The 15,347-nt window shown below is 59.2% G+C and carries 13 protein-coding genes, 5 tRNA genes and 1 pseudogene; 7 read left to right on the top strand and 12 right to left on the bottom strand.

Annotation, left to right across the window (positions count from 1 at the left end):
- Positions 1–49 precede the first annotated feature (49 nt).
- The 3 genes and pseudogenes from NMD14_03450 to NMD14_03460 all read left to right on the top strand — a co-directional run bounded on the left by NMD14_03450 (position 50) and on the right by NMD14_03460 (position 1,730).
- Positions 50–745, top strand: coding sequence for a hypothetical protein (locus tag NMD14_03450; GenBank protein XEI33505.1), 696 nt, complete (start codon positions 50–52; stop codon positions 743–745).
- A gap of 87 nt (positions 746–832) precedes the next feature.
- Positions 833–1,183: an iron-sulfur cluster insertion protein ErpA gene (gene erpA / locus NMD14_03455; GenBank protein XEI33506.1), complete on the top strand. Its 351-nt coding sequence runs from the start codon at positions 833–835 to the stop codon at positions 1,181–1,183.
- 337 nt (positions 1,184–1,520) lie between these two features.
- A pseudogene (locus NMD14_03460) lies at positions 1,521–1,730 on the top strand (hypothetical protein).
- Here NMD14_03460 and NMD14_03465 read toward each other — a convergent pair.
- The 9 genes from NMD14_03465 to rsmC form a co-directional block, all read right to left on the bottom strand.
- A complete protein-coding gene (locus tag NMD14_03465) occupies positions 1,725–1,997 on the bottom strand; it encodes a late competence development ComFB family protein (GenBank protein ID XEI33507.1) in 273 nt (90 codons plus the stop codon). The pseudogene NMD14_03460 and the gene NMD14_03465 overlap by 6 nt on opposite strands.
- A 109-nt stretch (positions 1,998–2,106) precedes the next feature.
- Positions 2,107–2,192 (bottom strand) — tRNA-Leu (locus NMD14_03470).
- A gap of 71 nt (positions 2,193–2,263) precedes the next feature.
- Positions 2,264–2,349 (bottom strand) — tRNA-Leu (locus tag NMD14_03475).
- A gap of 46 nt (positions 2,350–2,395) precedes the next feature.
- Positions 2,396–2,481: transfer RNA gene (locus tag NMD14_03480), tRNA-Leu, on the bottom strand.
- A gap of 44 nt (positions 2,482–2,525) precedes the next feature.
- Positions 2,526–2,611, bottom strand: a tRNA-Leu gene (locus NMD14_03485).
- Between the two features lie 53 nt (positions 2,612–2,664).
- A tRNA-Leu gene (locus NMD14_03490) sits at positions 2,665–2,750 on the bottom strand.
- A gap of 128 nt (positions 2,751–2,878) precedes the next feature.
- Entirely contained in the window at positions 2,879–4,339 is a 1,461-nt protein-coding gene (gene glgA, locus NMD14_03495) for a glycogen synthase GlgA (protein XEI33508.1), read from the bottom strand.
- A complete protein-coding gene (glgC, locus tag NMD14_03500; protein XEI33509.1) occupies positions 4,329–5,546 on the bottom strand; it encodes a glucose-1-phosphate adenylyltransferase in 1,218 nt (405 codons plus the stop codon). Before glgC ends, glgA begins: the two co-directional genes overlap by 11 nt.
- A gap of 150 nt (positions 5,547–5,696) precedes the next feature.
- Positions 5,697–6,725 (bottom strand): 16S rRNA (guanine(1207)-N(2))-methyltransferase RsmC, encoded by a 1,029-nt coding sequence (gene rsmC / locus NMD14_03505; GenBank protein ID XEI33510.1) that lies wholly within the window; start codon positions 6,723–6,725, stop codon positions 5,697–5,699.
- A gap of 280 nt (positions 6,726–7,005) precedes the next feature.
- Between rsmC and dapA the strand changes: the two genes are divergently transcribed.
- A complete protein-coding gene (gene dapA / locus NMD14_03510) occupies positions 7,006–7,878 on the top strand; it encodes a 4-hydroxy-tetrahydrodipicolinate synthase (protein XEI33511.1) in 873 nt (290 codons plus the stop codon).
- An 81-nt stretch (positions 7,879–7,959) separates the two neighbouring features.
- Here dapA and NMD14_03515 read toward each other — a convergent pair whose 3' ends face one another.
- Positions 7,960–8,928, bottom strand: a complete 969-nt coding sequence (locus NMD14_03515; GenBank protein XEI33512.1) for a CYTH domain-containing protein — start codon at positions 8,926–8,928, stop codon at positions 7,960–7,962.
- 169 nt (positions 8,929–9,097) lie between these two features.
- On the opposite strand from NMD14_03515, the gene NMD14_03520 reads away from it, so the two are divergent.
- Positions 9,098–9,778: a TIGR00153 family protein gene (locus tag NMD14_03520; protein XEI33513.1), complete on the top strand. Its 681-nt coding sequence runs from the start codon at positions 9,098–9,100 to the stop codon at positions 9,776–9,778.
- 25 nt (positions 9,779–9,803) lie between these two features.
- The gene (locus tag NMD14_03525) at positions 9,804–11,069 is read left to right on the top strand and encodes an inorganic phosphate transporter (protein ID XEI33514.1); all 1,266 of its coding nucleotides are present in this window, start codon (positions 9,804–9,806) and stop codon (positions 11,067–11,069) included.
- Between the two features lie 108 nt (positions 11,070–11,177).
- Here the strand turns inward: NMD14_03525 and NMD14_03530 are convergent, their stop codons facing one another.
- Both NMD14_03530 and metB read right to left on the bottom strand, forming a co-directional pair.
- Positions 11,178–13,634: a bifunctional aspartate kinase/homoserine dehydrogenase II gene (locus NMD14_03530; protein ID XEI33515.1), complete on the bottom strand. Its 2,457-nt coding sequence runs from the start codon at positions 13,632–13,634 to the stop codon at positions 11,178–11,180.
- Complete coding sequence (gene metB, locus NMD14_03535) at positions 13,634–14,806, bottom strand: cystathionine gamma-synthase (protein XEI33516.1); 1,173 nt, start codon at positions 14,804–14,806, stop codon at positions 13,634–13,636. The genes NMD14_03530 and metB overlap by 1 nt, the downstream gene beginning before the upstream one ends.
- 209 nt (positions 14,807–15,015) lie before the next feature.
- Between metB and metJ the strand changes: the two genes are divergently transcribed.
- Positions 15,016–15,339 carry a met regulon transcriptional regulator MetJ gene (metJ, locus tag NMD14_03540; GenBank protein ID XEI33517.1) on the top strand — a complete coding sequence of 108 codons (324 nt, stop codon included), beginning with the start codon at positions 15,016–15,018 and terminating at the stop codon, positions 15,337–15,339.
- Positions 15,340–15,347 lie beyond the last annotated feature (8 nt).

Consider the following 15,347-nt stretch of genomic DNA (forward strand, 5'->3'; position numbering starts at 1 on the left):
TGAAGGGAGCGGCGCTGCCGTAAATGGCGTGATAACGGGATGAGAGGCTATGTCCAATCTATTGAAGTTATTGGTGGTGTTAGCCGTTGGCGGGCTCATCGGTTACTTTGCCGGTAACCGCCAGGAGCTGGCCCAGAGCAGTCTGTTGGTGGTGCAGCAGGAGACGCTGGATCGCCAGGACAAGGCCATAGGCCAGCTCAAGACCGAGCTGGGGGTGAAAGACACCCGGCTGGCGACCCAGAAAGCGGCCTTCGAGCAGTTGCAGACCACCCTGAAGAGTCAGGAGGTGCAGGTACAGGAACTCAAGCGCCAGTTGGCCTTTTTCGAGCGGATCATGCGCCCCACCGGTGAACAGGTGGGGGTGGTGATCGACAACCTGACCCTGCAGGAGACCAGCATCCCCGGTCGTTACCACTACCGTCTCGCCCTGACCCAGCCCGCCAAGAAGCGGGAGTTGTTTCGTGGTCAGGTGCAGATCCGGGTCGAGGGGAGTCTGGCCGACCAGCCGAAGACGCTGACCGGTCGCGATTTGGGGATGAAGGTGAGCGAGTGGCGCTATGCCCTGCGTTATTTCCAACTGCTGGAAGGGAACTGGCAGTTGCCGGAAGGCTTTGTGCCGGATCGGATCCGTGTCACCATCAACAAGGACGGCAGGCAACCGGCACAAGAGCTGCTGGTTGAGTGGGGCGAGGTGATCAAGCCGCTGGTCGCAGCACCGCCTGCTCCGGTTCCCGCTGCCGGTTAAACGTGGTGAATACTTGAACTGAATGGTCGGGTATTGGATAATTTCGCGGTCTCCATGTTTGTGGATCTAATGGTTGTGAGGTCAGTAATGAGTGCAGTAGCAGAAGCCCCGTTGCCCATCCAGATGACGGATGCGGCGGCCAACAAGGTGAAGAACCTGATCACCGAGGAAGAGAATCCCGAGCTGAAGCTGCGGGTGTACATCACGGGTGGGGGCTGCTCCGGTTTCCAGTATGGCTTTACCTTTGATGAGAAGATCAACGACGGTGACACCGTGGTCGAGAAGAACGGTGTCACCATGGTGATCGATCCCATGAGCCTGCAATATCTGGTAGGCGGCAGTGTGGATTACACCGAGGGTCTGGAAGGTTCACGCTTCACCGTGACCAACCCCAACGCCACCACGACCTGTGGCTGTGGCTCCAGCTTCTCCATCTGATCGGCGTTATCGGTCTGATGAAACGGCTCTCGGCAACGAGGGCTGTTTTTGTTTGTGGCGGTCAGCGATGGCCTAGCGGGCGCTGGCGGAGACCGGGATCAGGATGGTCCCACCCATAAAGAGGCCGCAATCTACCACAAACCCGGGAGGGTAAATCCCAACTGATTTAGCAAAAATGCCGTTTTGATTGAAAAACTTACCAATTAGTTGACCTCATAACCCGCTTTTGAGTGCTCTTTTTGCCCCGATAGGATATTTGACTCCGATAGAAAAGTCCGATTGCATACGCCAAAAATACAAATGATGATTGTTATCAGTCGTTTGTGGGGAGTGTGTCATGAGATGGATAGTGAGGAGCATGCTGCTGATCGGGCTGCCGGCGATCCTGATCTGGGGTCAGGATAACGAGTACGGCACCTGGAGTGCCGGTTTTCTGCTGGCCGCCTAGGTGATGCTGGAGCCCGGATTGCGGCCTGCCTTGATCTTGCTGCCAGTGGCAGGTATGACGGACGTCGCGGCCCTGATCTGGCAACAGCCCTGGTTATGACGAGGTGGCCTGGGTGCTTTGCACCTTCTCTTGCGCCAGCTTGAGCGACTCGATGACGTTTTTTTCCATCTCGGTACGCTTGGCATCGGTCAGGAAGTAGATCATGTCGACATTGTGGCGAATATAGTGGGCCGGAAGCTGGTTGAGAGTGAGGCAGCAGAGGTCGGCCATCTGGTCGCTGTTGAGCTTCTGTTGCAGCCCCTGTTTCTCTATCTCCTTGAGCACCAGATGCTCGTAGAAGTTGTGAATGTCGGTATCCAGTATCATATGTGTTCCTTGGCATGACGATGGGCAGTTAGTCGTCAAAAGCATAGCCATAACAAGGAGTAAAAACAAAAGGCCCATCACTTTCGTGATGGGCCTTTTGCGTAATGAATGGTGCGAAGAGAGGGACTCGAACCCTCACATCCGTGGGACACTAACACCTGAAGCTAGCGCGTCTACCAATTCCGCCACCTTCGCACACTGATTTTCTCCAGCTGGTTTTTAAATGCGGTTGGCGCGCATTGCTCTGTGTTTACATGTCAGAATCATGGTGCGAAGAGAGGGACTCGAACCCTCACACCCGGGGGGCACTAACACCTGAAGCTAGCGCGTCTACCAATTCCGCCACCTTCGCACATTCGGGTTTCCAGTCTGGATTTACATGCTGTCTGGATAAAGCATGGTGCGAAGAGAGGGACTCGAACCCTCACATCCGTGGGACACTAACACCTGAAGCTAGCGCGTCTACCAATTCCGCCACCTTCGCACATTGTGTTACCAGTTTTGATTTACATGCTGTCTGGAGAAGCATGGTGCGAAGAGAGGGACTCGAACCCTCACACCCGGGGGGCACTAACACCTGAAGCTAGCGCGTCTACCAATTCCGCCACCTTCGCACATTCGGGTTTTCTAGTTGGATTTACATGCTGCTGAATCAGCATGGCAGTATTGGTGCGAAGAGAGGGACTCGAACCCTCACATCCGTGGGACACTAACACCTGAAGCTAGCGCGTCTACCAATTCCGCCACCTTCGCATCACTGCGGAGGGGGATTCTATAGAGTTTTGGGGGAGCGTCAACAGCCAAAGGGGACTTTTTTCGCTGTTGACGCTCAAAGTGAAGCCAAGGGTACAAAACTTCAGCAATTAGCCGACGTTTAGTGCTCAGTAACGGCCCAATGCGCTCTGATACATCAGCTCATACTGGGCGACCGAATCAGGCCAGTTGAAGCGGGTGCTCATGGCATTGTGCTGCACCTTGGCAAAACGCCCCTTGTCCTGCAGGAAATAGAGCAGGCTGCGGCGCATGGTATCGAGCAGGATGGCGGCAGTCGGATCGTTGAAGCAGAAGCCGGTGGCATGCTCGGGATCGGCATCCCAATCCACCACGGTATCTTTCAGACCCCCCACGGCCCGCACCAGTGGCAGGGTGCCATAGGCAAGGCTGTACATCTGGTTGAGGCCGCAAGGCTCAAACAGCGAGGGCATCAGGAAGAAGTCGGCACCGGCTTCGACCAGATGAGCCAGCCGATCGTCATAGGTGTTGATGAAGGCGAGCTTGTCCGGATAATCCCGGGCCATGGTTTGCAGTTGCGTGGCGAGCGCAGGATCGCCAGAGCCGACGATCACCACTTGTACTTGATGGTGGAGGAATTTCTCCAGCGCCGGGAGCAGCAGGGGAACGCCCTTCTGCTCGGTCAGGCGGCAAACCATGCCGTAGATGGGCAGATCCGCCACGGCCAGCCCCGCTTCCTGCTGCAGGCTCTGCTTGCAGATCTGTTTGCCAGCCATGTTGTCGATGCTGTAGGTCGCAGGCAGGAATTCGTCGAACTCCGGATCCCAGTCCTTGTAGTCGCAACCATTGAGGATGCCGCAAAGGTCAGCAGCCCGTTGCTGGAAGATATGCGCCATGCCGTGGGCGCCGAGGTGAGTCAGCAGCTCCTGGGCATAGTTGGGGCTGACCGCATTGATCTTGTCGGCGTAGAGCACCCCGCATTTGAGCAGATTGACGTGGCCGTAGTCGTAGTTGATACGGCGTTCGTAGTCGGCGATCTCGGGCATGGCCCAGAACTGTTCGCGGCCAAACACCCCCTGAAACGCCGCGTTGTGAATACTGATCACGCTGCGGGTCTGCTGGAAGAAGGGGTTGTGGGCGTGGCGGGTTTTCAGCAGCAGCGGCAGCAGGCCGGTGTGCCAGTCATTGCAGTGGGCGATATCCGGGGCAAAGCCGAGCTGCTCACAGGCATGGAGGGCGGCGGCCGAGAAGAAGGCAAAGCGCTCGCCATTATCCGGATAGGCCTGATTGTTCTCGGCGTAGAGCTGGGGACGATCGAAATATTGCGGGCAGTCGAGCAGATAGACGCAGACGCCATCCAGCTCCATCTGGTAGATGCGATAACCGATATCCGGCAGCCCGGGGTGGGTTGGCAACCAGCGTGACGCCACCAGTCTGGCCTCATCCCGTCGCTTTATCGTCTTGTAGAAGGGCAGCATGATCCTGACATCATGCCCCTTCTGGGCCAGGTACATCGGCAGGGCTCTGGCGACATCGGCCAGGCCCCCGGTCTTGACCAGCCCCTCAACTTCTGAGGCAACAAACAGGATTTTCAGTGGGTTAATAGCCAACTCTTGCTCCCTTAGGTACCACCACGACACCGCCTTCGGATACGGTAAATCGCTCTCTATCGTGGTCCAGATTTTCACCGATAACGGTGCCGGGCGCAATTTCAACATTTTTATCTATAATCGCGCGCCGGATGGAGCAGCCTTCACCAATCTTTACATCCCCCAGCAGCACAGATTCACTGATATGGCTGCACGCGCCGATATTGCAGCGGAAACCGAGGATGGATCGCTGGATCTGGCTGCCCTGAATGAAGCAACCGGCAGAGATCAGCGAGTTGGCGATCTTCACCTTGCACTCATCGCTGTCGATGAAGGTGGCGGGCGGCAGCGCCGGATAGTGGGTGTGCAGCGGCCACTTGCGGTTATAGAGGGAGAAGGGGGGATTGTCGGCCACCAGGTCCATGTGCGCTTGCCAATAAGAGTCGAGGGTGCCCACATCCCGCCAGTAGACGTGCGGTTTCTCGCCCGGGATAACGTTGGTGCTGTAGTCGTAGACATAGACGGGCGCGCGCGGGTAGAGGCTCGGGATCACATCCTTGCCAAAATCGTGGCTGGAGTTCTCCTCGGTGGCATCCCGCTTCAGCTCGCGGCAGAGGGCATCGGTCTCGAAGATGTAGTTGCCCATGGAGACCAGTGCCTGGGTCGGATCGCCGGGGATGTGCTTGGGCTGCTTAGGCTTTTCCTGAAAGCCGATCATCCGCCCTTCGGTATCCACCTCGATCACCCCGAAGGCGCTCGCTTCTTCGATGGGCATGCGCAGGGCCGCGACCGTCATGGCGGCATTTTTTTGCTTGTGGAAGCTAACCATCTGGCTCACATCCATCTTGTAGATGTGGTCAGAGCCGAAGATGCAGACGTGATCCGGTTCGGACCGCTCGATAAAGCCGAGGTTCTGGTAGATAGCATCAGCAGTGCCGTCATACCAGCGTTTGCCCATCCGCATCTGGGCCGGGATGGGGTCGATAAAGCGGTCGGTGATGCCGACAATGTTCCAGCCCTTTTTCATGTGCAGATAGAGCGACTGTGATTTGAACTGGGTCAGGACATAGATGCGCAGAAAGTCTGCGTTGACGAAGTTGTTGAGGACAAAGTCGATCAGCCGGTAGCTGCCACCGAAGGGGACGGAAGGCTTGCTGCGGGTGGTAGTCAGAGGCTGCAGGCGAGTACCTTCGCCACCAGCCAGGATCATGGTCAAAATGCCTGCCATCGTATTTCTCTCCCTGAATAAACAACGTGAAAAGGTTTTCAATATTCGGAATAAAAACACCCCTAAAGGGGCGGTTTTATCGTGCTCTTAGTACCTTATCAGATGCCGGATGGCGCTCTCTAGCGGTTTTATTGTGCTGCTTATACTTATTTACACTTTGCTCAGATAGACCTTGAATGTGGCATTACCGCTGATCACGTCAGTCCGTTTGAAGTGTGTCTCCAGTATAGGCTGGTAGCGCAAGAAGGCGTTGGCAACAATGGTCAGCGAGCCATTTGGCAGCAAAAATTCCGGCGCCTTGGCCAGGAACTGCTCGGTTGCCGCATAGAAGGTCTTGAGACCCGCATGGAATGGCGGGTTGGAGACGATGTGCTGGAAACGGGTGGCGACATCCGAATAAACATCAGAAGCGGTGACCTTGCCCTGCAGACCGTTGATCGCCAGGGTGCGGCGGCTCGATTCGAGCGCCAGCGCGCTGATATCCACCATGTTGACCCGCAGATCCGGATTGCGCTTGGCCAGCACAGACCCAATCACCCCGGCGCCGCAGCCGAAATCGAGCAGCTCGCCCGTCATCGGCGGCACTGCGGCCAGCAGCATCTGGGTACCGAGATCCAGCTCGGCGGCGCTGAAGACGCCGGGCAGTGCCAGCACGGTCAGTTCGGTATCACCGGCCTTGCATTGGTAGCGACCAAACCAGCTATCCAGCTCGAACGGTTCAACCGGCTTACTCAGCTCGCCGTGATAGAGGGAGCAGCGGCGCGCCGAGTCACGTTTGACCGGCTTTTCGCCATAGGGGGCCAGCAGCTTGTCGGCACTATTGATACCGCCGCGGTTTTCACCGGCGAGGAACAGCTCGGCGCCCGCTTCCAGCAGCGGGGCCATCATCGCCAGCAGGTATTGCGCCTCGGCCTTGGCTTTGGGCATCAGCAGCAACAGGGCATCGAAGCGGGGGGCGCCACCGAGCTGGTGGTCGAACAGGATGGCCTCGCCGAGGGCCGCCAGCTGGCTGCGGTAGTAGCAGTAATCGGTGGTAAAGACGGTCAGGGTCTGGGCCAGGGTCGCCAGCTGGCAGGGGTAGTCATCCTCCAGCGCGCCGCAGACAAGTAGCCGCTTGCCGACAAAGAGGGCTTGATTTCGTTCCAGCATCTGGCTGACGGCACTGATAGGGCTACTCATCGGGTCTCTCCACATAATTTCGGGCGGCCATTATACATAGCCCCTTTCACCTTGACATTTATGCCGTGTTCCCGAAATATGCCCAGACACCATTATTTGAGCAGAGATGACGAAATGCGGTTCAGCGGGTTGAAACGAAAGCACAAGAAAAGCCTGACATTCGGGCCTGCCGACGTTCGCGCGTAACCTCTCATCCCTGAGAAGCTTCAAACCCCGGTTGCGCACATCGTACCGGGGTTTTTTATTGCCATATTCATGAGTCAACGGAGAAGGAAATTCCATGTTCAAAGGTTCAATCGTCGCCCTGATCACCCCCTTTCGACAGGGAAAGCTGGATGAAGAGGCGCTGCTGCGTCTGGTGGAGTGGCATATCGAACAGGGCACCCACGGCATTGTGCCGGTGGGCACCACGGGTGAAAGCCCGACCCTGACCCATGACGAGCACTGCCGGGTGGTGGAGCTGGTGGTCAAGCAGGTGGCGGGGCGCGTTCCTGTCATTGCGGGGGCTGGTTCCAACAACCCGGTCGAAGCCATCGAGTACACCCTCCATGCCGAGCGGGTGGGGGCCGATGCCACCCTGCATGTGGCCGGTTACTATAACCGCCCCAATCAGGAGGGGCTCTACCACCACTTTAAGGCGGTCCACGACGCCACCGCCAAGCCGATCATCGTCTACAACATTCCACCGCGCGCCATTGTCGACGTGCAACCCGCGACCTTGGCCCGTCTGGCCGAACTGCCGCGCATTGCCGGGGTGAAAGATGCCACCGGCGATCTGGCCCGCCCCTGGACCGAGCGCCAGCTGATCAACAAACCCTTCGCCTGGCTCTCCGGTGAAGATGCCACAGCCGTCGCCTACAACATCGGTGGCGGTCAGGGCTGTATCTCGGTGACCGCCAACGTGGCTCCCAAGCTGGTGGCCGAGGTGCAAAATCTGGCGCTGGCTGGCAAGTGGCAAGAAGCGCGTGAACTGCAAGACCAGCTCATTCCGCTCCATCAGGCGATGTTTGCCGAGCCGAGCCCGGCCGGTGCAAAATATGCCGTTTCCCTGCTCGGCTTCTGCAGCGAAGAGTGCCGCCTGCCGGTGATGCCGCTGTCGGAGGCGACCCGCGCGCGCATTCGCAGCGCCATGCAGCAGCTCAATCTGCTGTAATGCAAAACGGGTGAGCCAAGGCTCACCCGTTTTGTTTTTGGCTTTTGTGTCAGACCTTTATTATTTCCTAAATGGCCTCGCTCAGGCGGTGTGATGCAGCCAGGCGGCGATGGCCAGCTGCAACTCGACATACGCCGGATAGAGGAAGAGATCGGCCAGCTCGGCAGGCCACTCGTCATGCTTCTCTGATTGGGCTTGCAGATGTGCGTGCAGGCTGGTCAATGCTGGCAGCCAGAACACGGATTGTGGCAGCGTGGCAGCACTGCGGGCGATCAGTTCAACGCCTTGACACAAGGCGGCGAACGCCTGCTGTTGAACGGCTTCATCCTGCGGATGCTCCAGCCAGAGCTGCTCGTGATGCTGCCAGTGGCGCAGCCCTTCGCTTACCCCCGTTATGCCATCCATATCTTCATGCTCGACCAGCGCCTGCAGGGCCAGCGGTTTGCCAAGTCCTGCCAGTCGATAACCGCGCTGGGCCTTGGATTGGGCGCCAAGACGCAGCCCGCCGATCCTGGCGAGGCGTTGGGCCAGTGCAAACAGCGCCGCTGTGTCGCCGGATTTGAGCTCCAGTTCCAGCTCGTTGATGGTGCTGCTGCCCTGACTGCCGACGATCTCTCCCTGATCCCAAGCCAGTTCAATCTCGGCGTTCTCGAAGGCGAGCAGCCAGTGGCGGCGCAGGAAATCGGTGCGAAACTGGGCGACCAGCTGCTGCTGAATGTAGTCGCGCTCGGTCAGGGTCGGCCAGATCGCATCGGGAAAGGCCGAGAGGGTCGGCAGATCGCCGCTCACGGGGGCATTGTACTCGGGTCTGGCGTGCAGGCCGCCCACCACCTGACCACGGCATTTGATGGTCTGTTCGGCGAAGGCATCGCAGCGGCGAATGCGTAAACCCATCTCCAGCTGGCGCAGAGTCAGGGTCGGCGTATCGAAATAGACGTTGCCGAGCTGCTGTTGGGACGATTCTTTAATCTCAAGAGAATTCAGCAGGTTGGATAACTCGGGTTGAATATCGCTGGCGACAAAAAACTTTATCTCGATCTCAGTTTGCATAGTCATTCCGGGCTGGCAGGCAACTTTGGGGGGCAGGATTCGGGTCACGGGGATATAATGCCCGCGAGACGACTAGATTAATTCGCGGTTTAATTGAGGGCGCAGTTCGGTTATCCTGCGCGCCTCATAAAATCGTATCGAGTGTTTTTTCACCGACACAGGTTTGGCCATGCCAGTAAATACTATTTTGGGGCTTTTTGCCAAGTCCCCCATCAAGCCGCTGCAGAAGCATATCGTCAAGGTTCACCAGTGCTCCCAGCAGTTGGTCCCTTTCTTTGACGCTGTTGCCGAAGACCGTTGGGAAGATGCCGAGAAGATCCGGCAGCAGATTGCCCAGCTGGAGAAAGAGGCGGACATCCTCAAGCGTGAAATTCGTCTGAAACTGCCTCGTGGCCTGTTTCTGCCGGTTGCACGTACCGACCTGCTGGAGCTGTTGACCCAGCAAGACAAGATTGCCAACCGTGCCAAGGATATCTCCGGCCGCATGCTTGGCCGTCGCATGGAATTCCCCGCCGAAATGCGGACGGATTTCATGGCTTACCTCAAACGTTGTATTGATGCGACCGCTCAGGCCGAGAAAGCGATCGGGGAGCTCGACGAGCTGCTCGAGACCGGCTTCAAAGGACGGGAAGTGGAAATGGTTGCCGAGATGATCCATCAGCTGGATCTGATCGAGGACGATACAGACACCATGCAGATCGGTCTGCGCCAACAGCTGCAAGCGGTTGAGCAGAAGTACAATCCGATCGATGTGATGTTCCTTTACAAGATCCTCGAATGGGTAGGTGACCTGGCAGATCAGGCCGAGCGTGTAGGCGCCCGTCTGGAACTGATGCTGGCTCGTTCGTAATCGACTGACTGGGTAAACACTATTAATGGACATTATCGCGAATTACGGCACCACTCTGGTGCTCGTGGCGGCCTTGTTCGGCTTTTTGATGGCTTGGGGCATTGGCGCGAATGACGTGGCCAACGCCATGGGGACATCGGTCGGCACCAAATCACTGACTATCCGTCAGGCGATCATCATTGCCATGATCTTCGAATTTGCCGGTGCCTATCTGGCCGGTGGCGAAGTGACGGCCACCATCCGTAACGGCATCATCGACAGCAATGCGTTTGTCGGCAGCCCGGATCTGCTGGTGCTCGGTATGATCGCCTCCCTGCTGGCGGCGGGCGCCTGGTTGATCCTGGCCTCCTACTTCGGTTGGCCAGTCTCTACCACTCACTCCATCATCGGCGCCATCGTCGGTTTTGCGGTAGTGAGCGTCGGTCCGGAGGCGGTGCAGTGGGGCAAGTTTGGTGGCATCGTCGGCTCCTGGGTTATCACCCCGGCTATCTCCGGTGTCATCGCCTACTTCATGTTCATCAGCGTGCAGAAGCTCATCTTCAACACCGATGATCCGCTGAACAACGCCAAGCGTTACGTGCCGTTCTACATGTTCCTCACCGCCATGGTGATCTGTCTGGTGACCATCAAGAAAGGGTTGACCCACGTTGGTCTGCACCTGAGCGATGGCGAGGGCATTCTGCTCTCCATCGCCATCTCTATCGCGGTGGCGTTTGCTGGCTGGATCTACATTCGCGGTCAGAAGTACAACCCGCAGGATGACAGCAAGATGCATTTCGCCAACGTGGAGAAGGTATTCGGCATCCTGATGGTGATCACCGCCTGTGCCATGGCCTTTGCCCACGGCTCCAACGACGTGGCCAACGCCATTGGCCCGCTCTCTGCGGTAGCCTCTATCGTGGCTTCCGGCGGCGAGATCGGCGGCAGCTCCCACATCGCCTGGTGGATCCTGCCGCTCGGTGGCATCGGTATCGTGATCGGTTTGGCGACCATGGGCGAGAAGGTGATGGCGACGGTTGGTACCGGCATCACTCACCTGACCCCGAGCCGTGGTTTTGCCGCCCAGCTGGCGACTGCCGCCACAGTGGTGATTGCCTCCGGTACCGGTCTGCCCATCTCCACCACCCAGACCCTGGTCGGTGCTGTGATGGGGGTTGGTCTGGCGCGCGGGATTGCGGCGCTGAATCTGGGTGTACTGCGCAACATCGTGGTCTCCTGGATCATCACCCTGCCTGCCGGTGCCATCCTGGCCATCGCGATCTTCTACGTGCTGCAGGCCTGCTTCTCCTAAGAGAGCCCCCCCTCAGCCACAATCCGCAACAAAAAGCCCGAGTAATCGACTCGGGCTTTTTTTATTGTGCGTGGGAGCTGAGGTGCTGCTCCCTTTGCATTATCTGTCTTAGAGGCTGGCGCAGATCTGCCACAGATCGTACTGGATAGCTGCTGCCGTCACTTCCCGACCCGCTCCCGGCCCCTGGATCACCAGCGGGTTGGTGCGGTAGCTGTCGCTCTCGATGGCGAAGATGTTGTCGCACGGCAAGAGGTTGGCGAACGGGTGGTGGGGCTCCAGCGCCTCCAGCCCGACTCGCGCCTTGCCGTCATGTTCAAAACGGGCGATGTAGCGCAGCACCTTGCCGAGGCGCTTGGCTCCTTCGAAGGCGGTCTGGATCGGGCCATCCAGCTCTTTCAGGCGATCCATGAACTGATCTGCGGTCACCTTGCGCAGCGGGACGGGCACCAGATTCTCCAGCTCGATATCGGCGGAGTCGAGCTCGAAGCCCGCCTCCCGCGCCAGAATGAGCAGCTTGCGACGCACATCCTGACCGGAGAGATCCTCGCGGGGATCCGGTTCGGTCAGGCCGTGCTGCCACGCCTCGTCCACCAGCTCGGAGAAGGGGCGGGTGCCGTCATATTGCTGGAACAGCCAGGAGAGGGTGCCGGAGAAGATGCCGGAGACCCCCTGAATGCGGTCGCCACTCTGGCGCAGCATCTGGATGCTGGACTGGATCGGCAGACCGGCGCCCACGGTGGCGTTATAGCGCCACTGCACCTGATGGTCGCGACAGGTCTGCTTGATGCGCTGGTAGAACTCGCTGTCAGCCGCACCGGCAAACTTGTTGGCGGCGATGATGTGAATGCCGAGCTGGGCAAAGTCCGGGTAGTAGCGGCTCACCGTCTCGCTGGCAGTCATGTCCAGCGCAATCAGCGCATCAAAGCCGTGCTGCTCAAGCTGGGAGAGCAACTCCGGCCAGATCAGCGGTTTGGGGTTGAAGTTGTCCTGTACCTTGAGGGGGTTGAGCCCCTCTTCATCCAGCAGGCCCCCTTCCGAGCTGAACACCCCGTAGAGGGTGAGCGCCAGATGGAGTTCATGTTCGAGGCGGGCCTTTTCCCGGGCGTAGAGGCTCAGCCAGTGGCCACCGATATTGCCCTTGCCGAACACCACCAGTCCGACCCGGGTCGGGCGGCTGAACAGGGCGCTGTGCAGGGCGATCAGCAGCGGTTCCAGTACCACCTGACGCACGACGGCCACCAGACTCAGGCCATCTCGGGCCACCTGGACGAACTCCAGCGGTTGATCTGCCAGCAGCTGATAGAAGCGGTGGCACTGCTCCGCGTTGTCGGTGACACCGGCGCCGACCAGCGCCACCAGACTGTACCCCTCTTTCTGGATCAGGCCGGTGAAGCTCCCTTGCAGCTGGAAGTCCCGCAGCAGCTCGAAGGCTCCTTGTGCCACTTCGAGGGTGTAGGCGAGGCGCAGGATCCGGCGATCCGGCTGGCGCTGCAGGGTGAGCGGGTTGAGACGGTGACGGGCCAGATGGGCCTCGATGGTGGCCACCGTCTGTTCATAGTTGGTTTGCGGCAGCACCTTCAGCTCGATGAGCGCGATCTGATCCACCGAGGAGACGATGCGGGCGCCGCCGGAGCGGGGGGCGCGGCGCAGGATGTGGGTACAGCCCTCGTCCGGGTTGTAGCTGCAGCGCAAAGTGAGGCGCTGGCGGCTGTCGGCCACCGGTTGCAGGGTACGCGAGTGCAATACCGAAGAGCCAAGACGGGCCAGCTCGTTCGCTTCCGCGAGGCTCAGGCGCTCCAGCAGACGCGCTTCTTTCACCCGACGCGGGTCGGCGCTGTAGACCCCGGCCACGTCGCTCCAGATGGTGGTGGATTCGCCGTCTGCCAGCAGTGCCAACAGGCTGGCGCTGTAGTCGGAACCGTTGCGACCGAGCAGCAGGGAGCGCCCCTCCATGTCGGCGGCGATAAAGCCGGTCACCACGATGCGACCGGCATGCTCCGCCAGCCGCGCCTTGAGCAGCTCGCTGGAGAGGGCAGTATCTACCTTGACCAGAGCACCATCCTCGGCGCGCAGGAAGCTGCGGGCATCGAGCCAGATAGCCTTGTCGCCACGGCTGGTGAGCAGGGCTGCCAGCAGGCGCGCCGACCACACTTCGCCAAAAGCGAGCAGGCCGTTGCGGGCGAAGCGATCAAACTGCCCCTCCAGCGTTTTGGCGATCAGCTGCATGTCGTCGGCCAGCTGTTTGCTCAGGTCGAGCTGCAGTTCCCCTTCCAGCAGGCCGTCGATCAGGCTCTGCTGATAGGCCTGCAGGGCCGAGATGGCTTCGCCAGCAGCTTCGTCCCCCGCTTCGGCCAGCTCCACCAGCTGGATCAGCCGGTTGGTGGTCTTGCCGGCGGCGGAGACCACGATCAGTTCATCCCCGCCCACCTGTTGTTCAACGATACTGGCGACCCGGCGATAACAGACCGGATCCGCCAGACTGCTGCCACCAAATTTGTGGACGTGACGTCGCTTCAAGCCTGCTTCTGTTGCCACCGCGATCTCTCCTTGTTGCTGCTGTTCCATTACTTTGCTACCTGTTCTGCCTGCTGCGCCTGTGCAAAAGCCTGAGCCAGATCGGCCACCAGGTCTTCACCGTGTTCAATACCGACCGACAACCGCAGCAGTTGGGCGCTGATGCCTGCTGCCTGCTGCGCAGCCGGGGTCATGGCCCTGTGGGTCATGCTGGCCGGATGGGCCACCAGACTCTCCACTCCGCCGAGAGACTCGGCCACCGAGAAGAGGGTGAGGGCCGCGAGGAAGGCGCGAATGCCCGCCTCGTTGCAATCGAGTTCAAAACTTAGCATGGCGCCGAAGCCGGACTGTTGACGGCGCGCAATATCGTGGCCCGGATGGTTAGGCAGGCTGGGGTGATAGATGCGTTTCACCAGCGGCTGCTGTTGCAGGAAAGCGAGGATGCGATCGGTGTTCTCCTGATGGGTGCGCAATCTGGGGGCCAGAGTGCGCAGGCCGCGCAGGGTGAGGTAGGAGTCGAACGCCCCGGAGGTGAGCCCCAGACAGTTGGCCCACCACACCAGCGACTCGGCCAGCTCGGCCTCCTTGGCAATCGCCACTCCGCCCACCACGTCGGAGTGACCGTTGATGTACTTGGTGGTTGAGTGCACCACCACATCGGCACCGAGTGCCAGCGGTTGTTGCAGCAGGGGAGATAGGAAGGTGTTGTCCACCACCACCTGTGCACCCACCTCGTGGGCGGCGCTGGCGATGGCGTTGATATCCACCACTCGTAGCAACGGGTTAGAGGGGGTCTCGACCCACACCAGCGCAGGTTTTTGCGCCAATGCGGCGGCCAGAGCTGCCTCATCGCCCTGATCGACAAATTGCACCCGGTAGTGGCCCTTGGCCGCCAGATACTCGAACAGCCTCCAGGTGCCGCCGTAGCAGTCGTGGGGGGCGATCAGCAGATCTCCCGCCTTGAGCAGGGCGGTGGTGACCAGATGGACGGCGCCCATGCCGGTGCCGGTGACCACGGCGCCCGCGCCCCCTTCCAGCGCCGCCAGCGCGTCCGCAAGATTGGTGCGGGTCGGATTGCCGGAGCGGGCATAATCGTATGGACGGGGCTCGCCAAAGTCGGCAAAGGTGTAGTTGCTGGAGAGGTAGATGGGGGGCACCACGGCACCGTGCTGCTGGTCTGTCTCAATCCCGGTGCGAACCGCCAGGGTGGCCTTGTGGGTCATGTTTCTCTCCTTGATCTCTCTGGACGGTGGCCGCTGCTGCTTTTGCCACACGCAATCGTGCCAATGCTGGCATCATGATGAACCACACTACGCCAGCTTAAAAAAGCCGTCAACACTTCCAGACGTCTAAATGGCTTTGCTGTTGGATTGCCATTAATTTCCTTAAGGGTTAAAATCCGCGCTCACGGCCAAACGAGAACAGGTGAGTCATGGGAACAGAGTGGAACGGCGACTACGTCAGCCCCTACGCGGAACACGGTAAGAAGAGCGAACAGGTCAAGAAGATTACCGTCTCGATCCCGCTCAAGGTGTTGAAAGTGTTGACCGATGAGCGCACCCGCCGTCAGGTGAACAACCTGCGTCATGCGACCAACAGCGAACTGCTCTGTGAAGCCTTCCTGCACGCTTTCACCGGCCAGCCGCTCCCTTGCGACGAAGATTTGCGCAAGGATCATCCGGACAGTGTCCCTGCCGAAGCGCGTGCCATCATGGAAGCGCTGGGCAAAGAGATCGAAGATTTCGATCAAGAGTAAGCGATTTG

It is taken from the genome of Aeromonas veronii (assembly GCA_041319085.1).
GTDB lineage: Bacteria > Pseudomonadota > Gammaproteobacteria > Enterobacterales > Aeromonadaceae > Aeromonas > Aeromonas veronii_F.

Bases quoted from the DNA above. Each gene is read 5' to 3' on its own strand.
- NMD14_03450 (XEI33505.1), top strand. From the start codon at position 50: ATGTCCAATCTATTGAAGTTATTGGTGGTGTTAGCCGTTGGCGGGCTC.
- erpA (XEI33506.1), top strand. From the start codon at position 833: ATGAGTGCAGTAGCAGAAGCCCCGTTGCCCATCCAGATGACGGATGCG.
- NMD14_03465 (XEI33507.1), bottom strand. From the start codon at position 1,997: ATGATACTGGATACCGACATTCACAACTTCTACGAGCATCTGGTGCTC.
- glgC (XEI33509.1), bottom strand. From the start codon at position 5,546: ATGGCAGGCATTTTGACCATGATCCTGGCTGGTGGCGAAGGTACTCGC.
- rsmC (XEI33510.1), bottom strand. From the start codon at position 6,725: ATGAGTAGCCCTATCAGTGCCGTCAGCCAGATGCTGGAACGAAATCAA.
- dapA (XEI33511.1), top strand. From the start codon at position 7,006: ATGTTCAAAGGTTCAATCGTCGCCCTGATCACCCCCTTTCGACAGGGA.
- NMD14_03515 (XEI33512.1), bottom strand. From the start codon at position 8,928: ATGCAAACTGAGATCGAGATAAAGTTTTTTGTCGCCAGCGATATTCAA.
- NMD14_03520 (XEI33513.1), top strand. From the start codon at position 9,098: ATGCCAGTAAATACTATTTTGGGGCTTTTTGCCAAGTCCCCCATCAAG.
- NMD14_03525 (XEI33514.1), top strand. From the start codon at position 9,804: ATGGACATTATCGCGAATTACGGCACCACTCTGGTGCTCGTGGCGGCC.
- NMD14_03530 (XEI33515.1), bottom strand. From the start codon at position 13,634: ATGGAACAGCAGCAACAAGGAGAGATCGCGGTGGCAACAGAAGCAGGC.
- metB (XEI33516.1), bottom strand. From the start codon at position 14,806: ATGACCCACAAGGCCACCCTGGCGGTTCGCACCGGGATTGAGACAGAC.
- metJ (XEI33517.1), top strand. From the start codon at position 15,016: ATGGGAACAGAGTGGAACGGCGACTACGTCAGCCCCTACGCGGAACAC.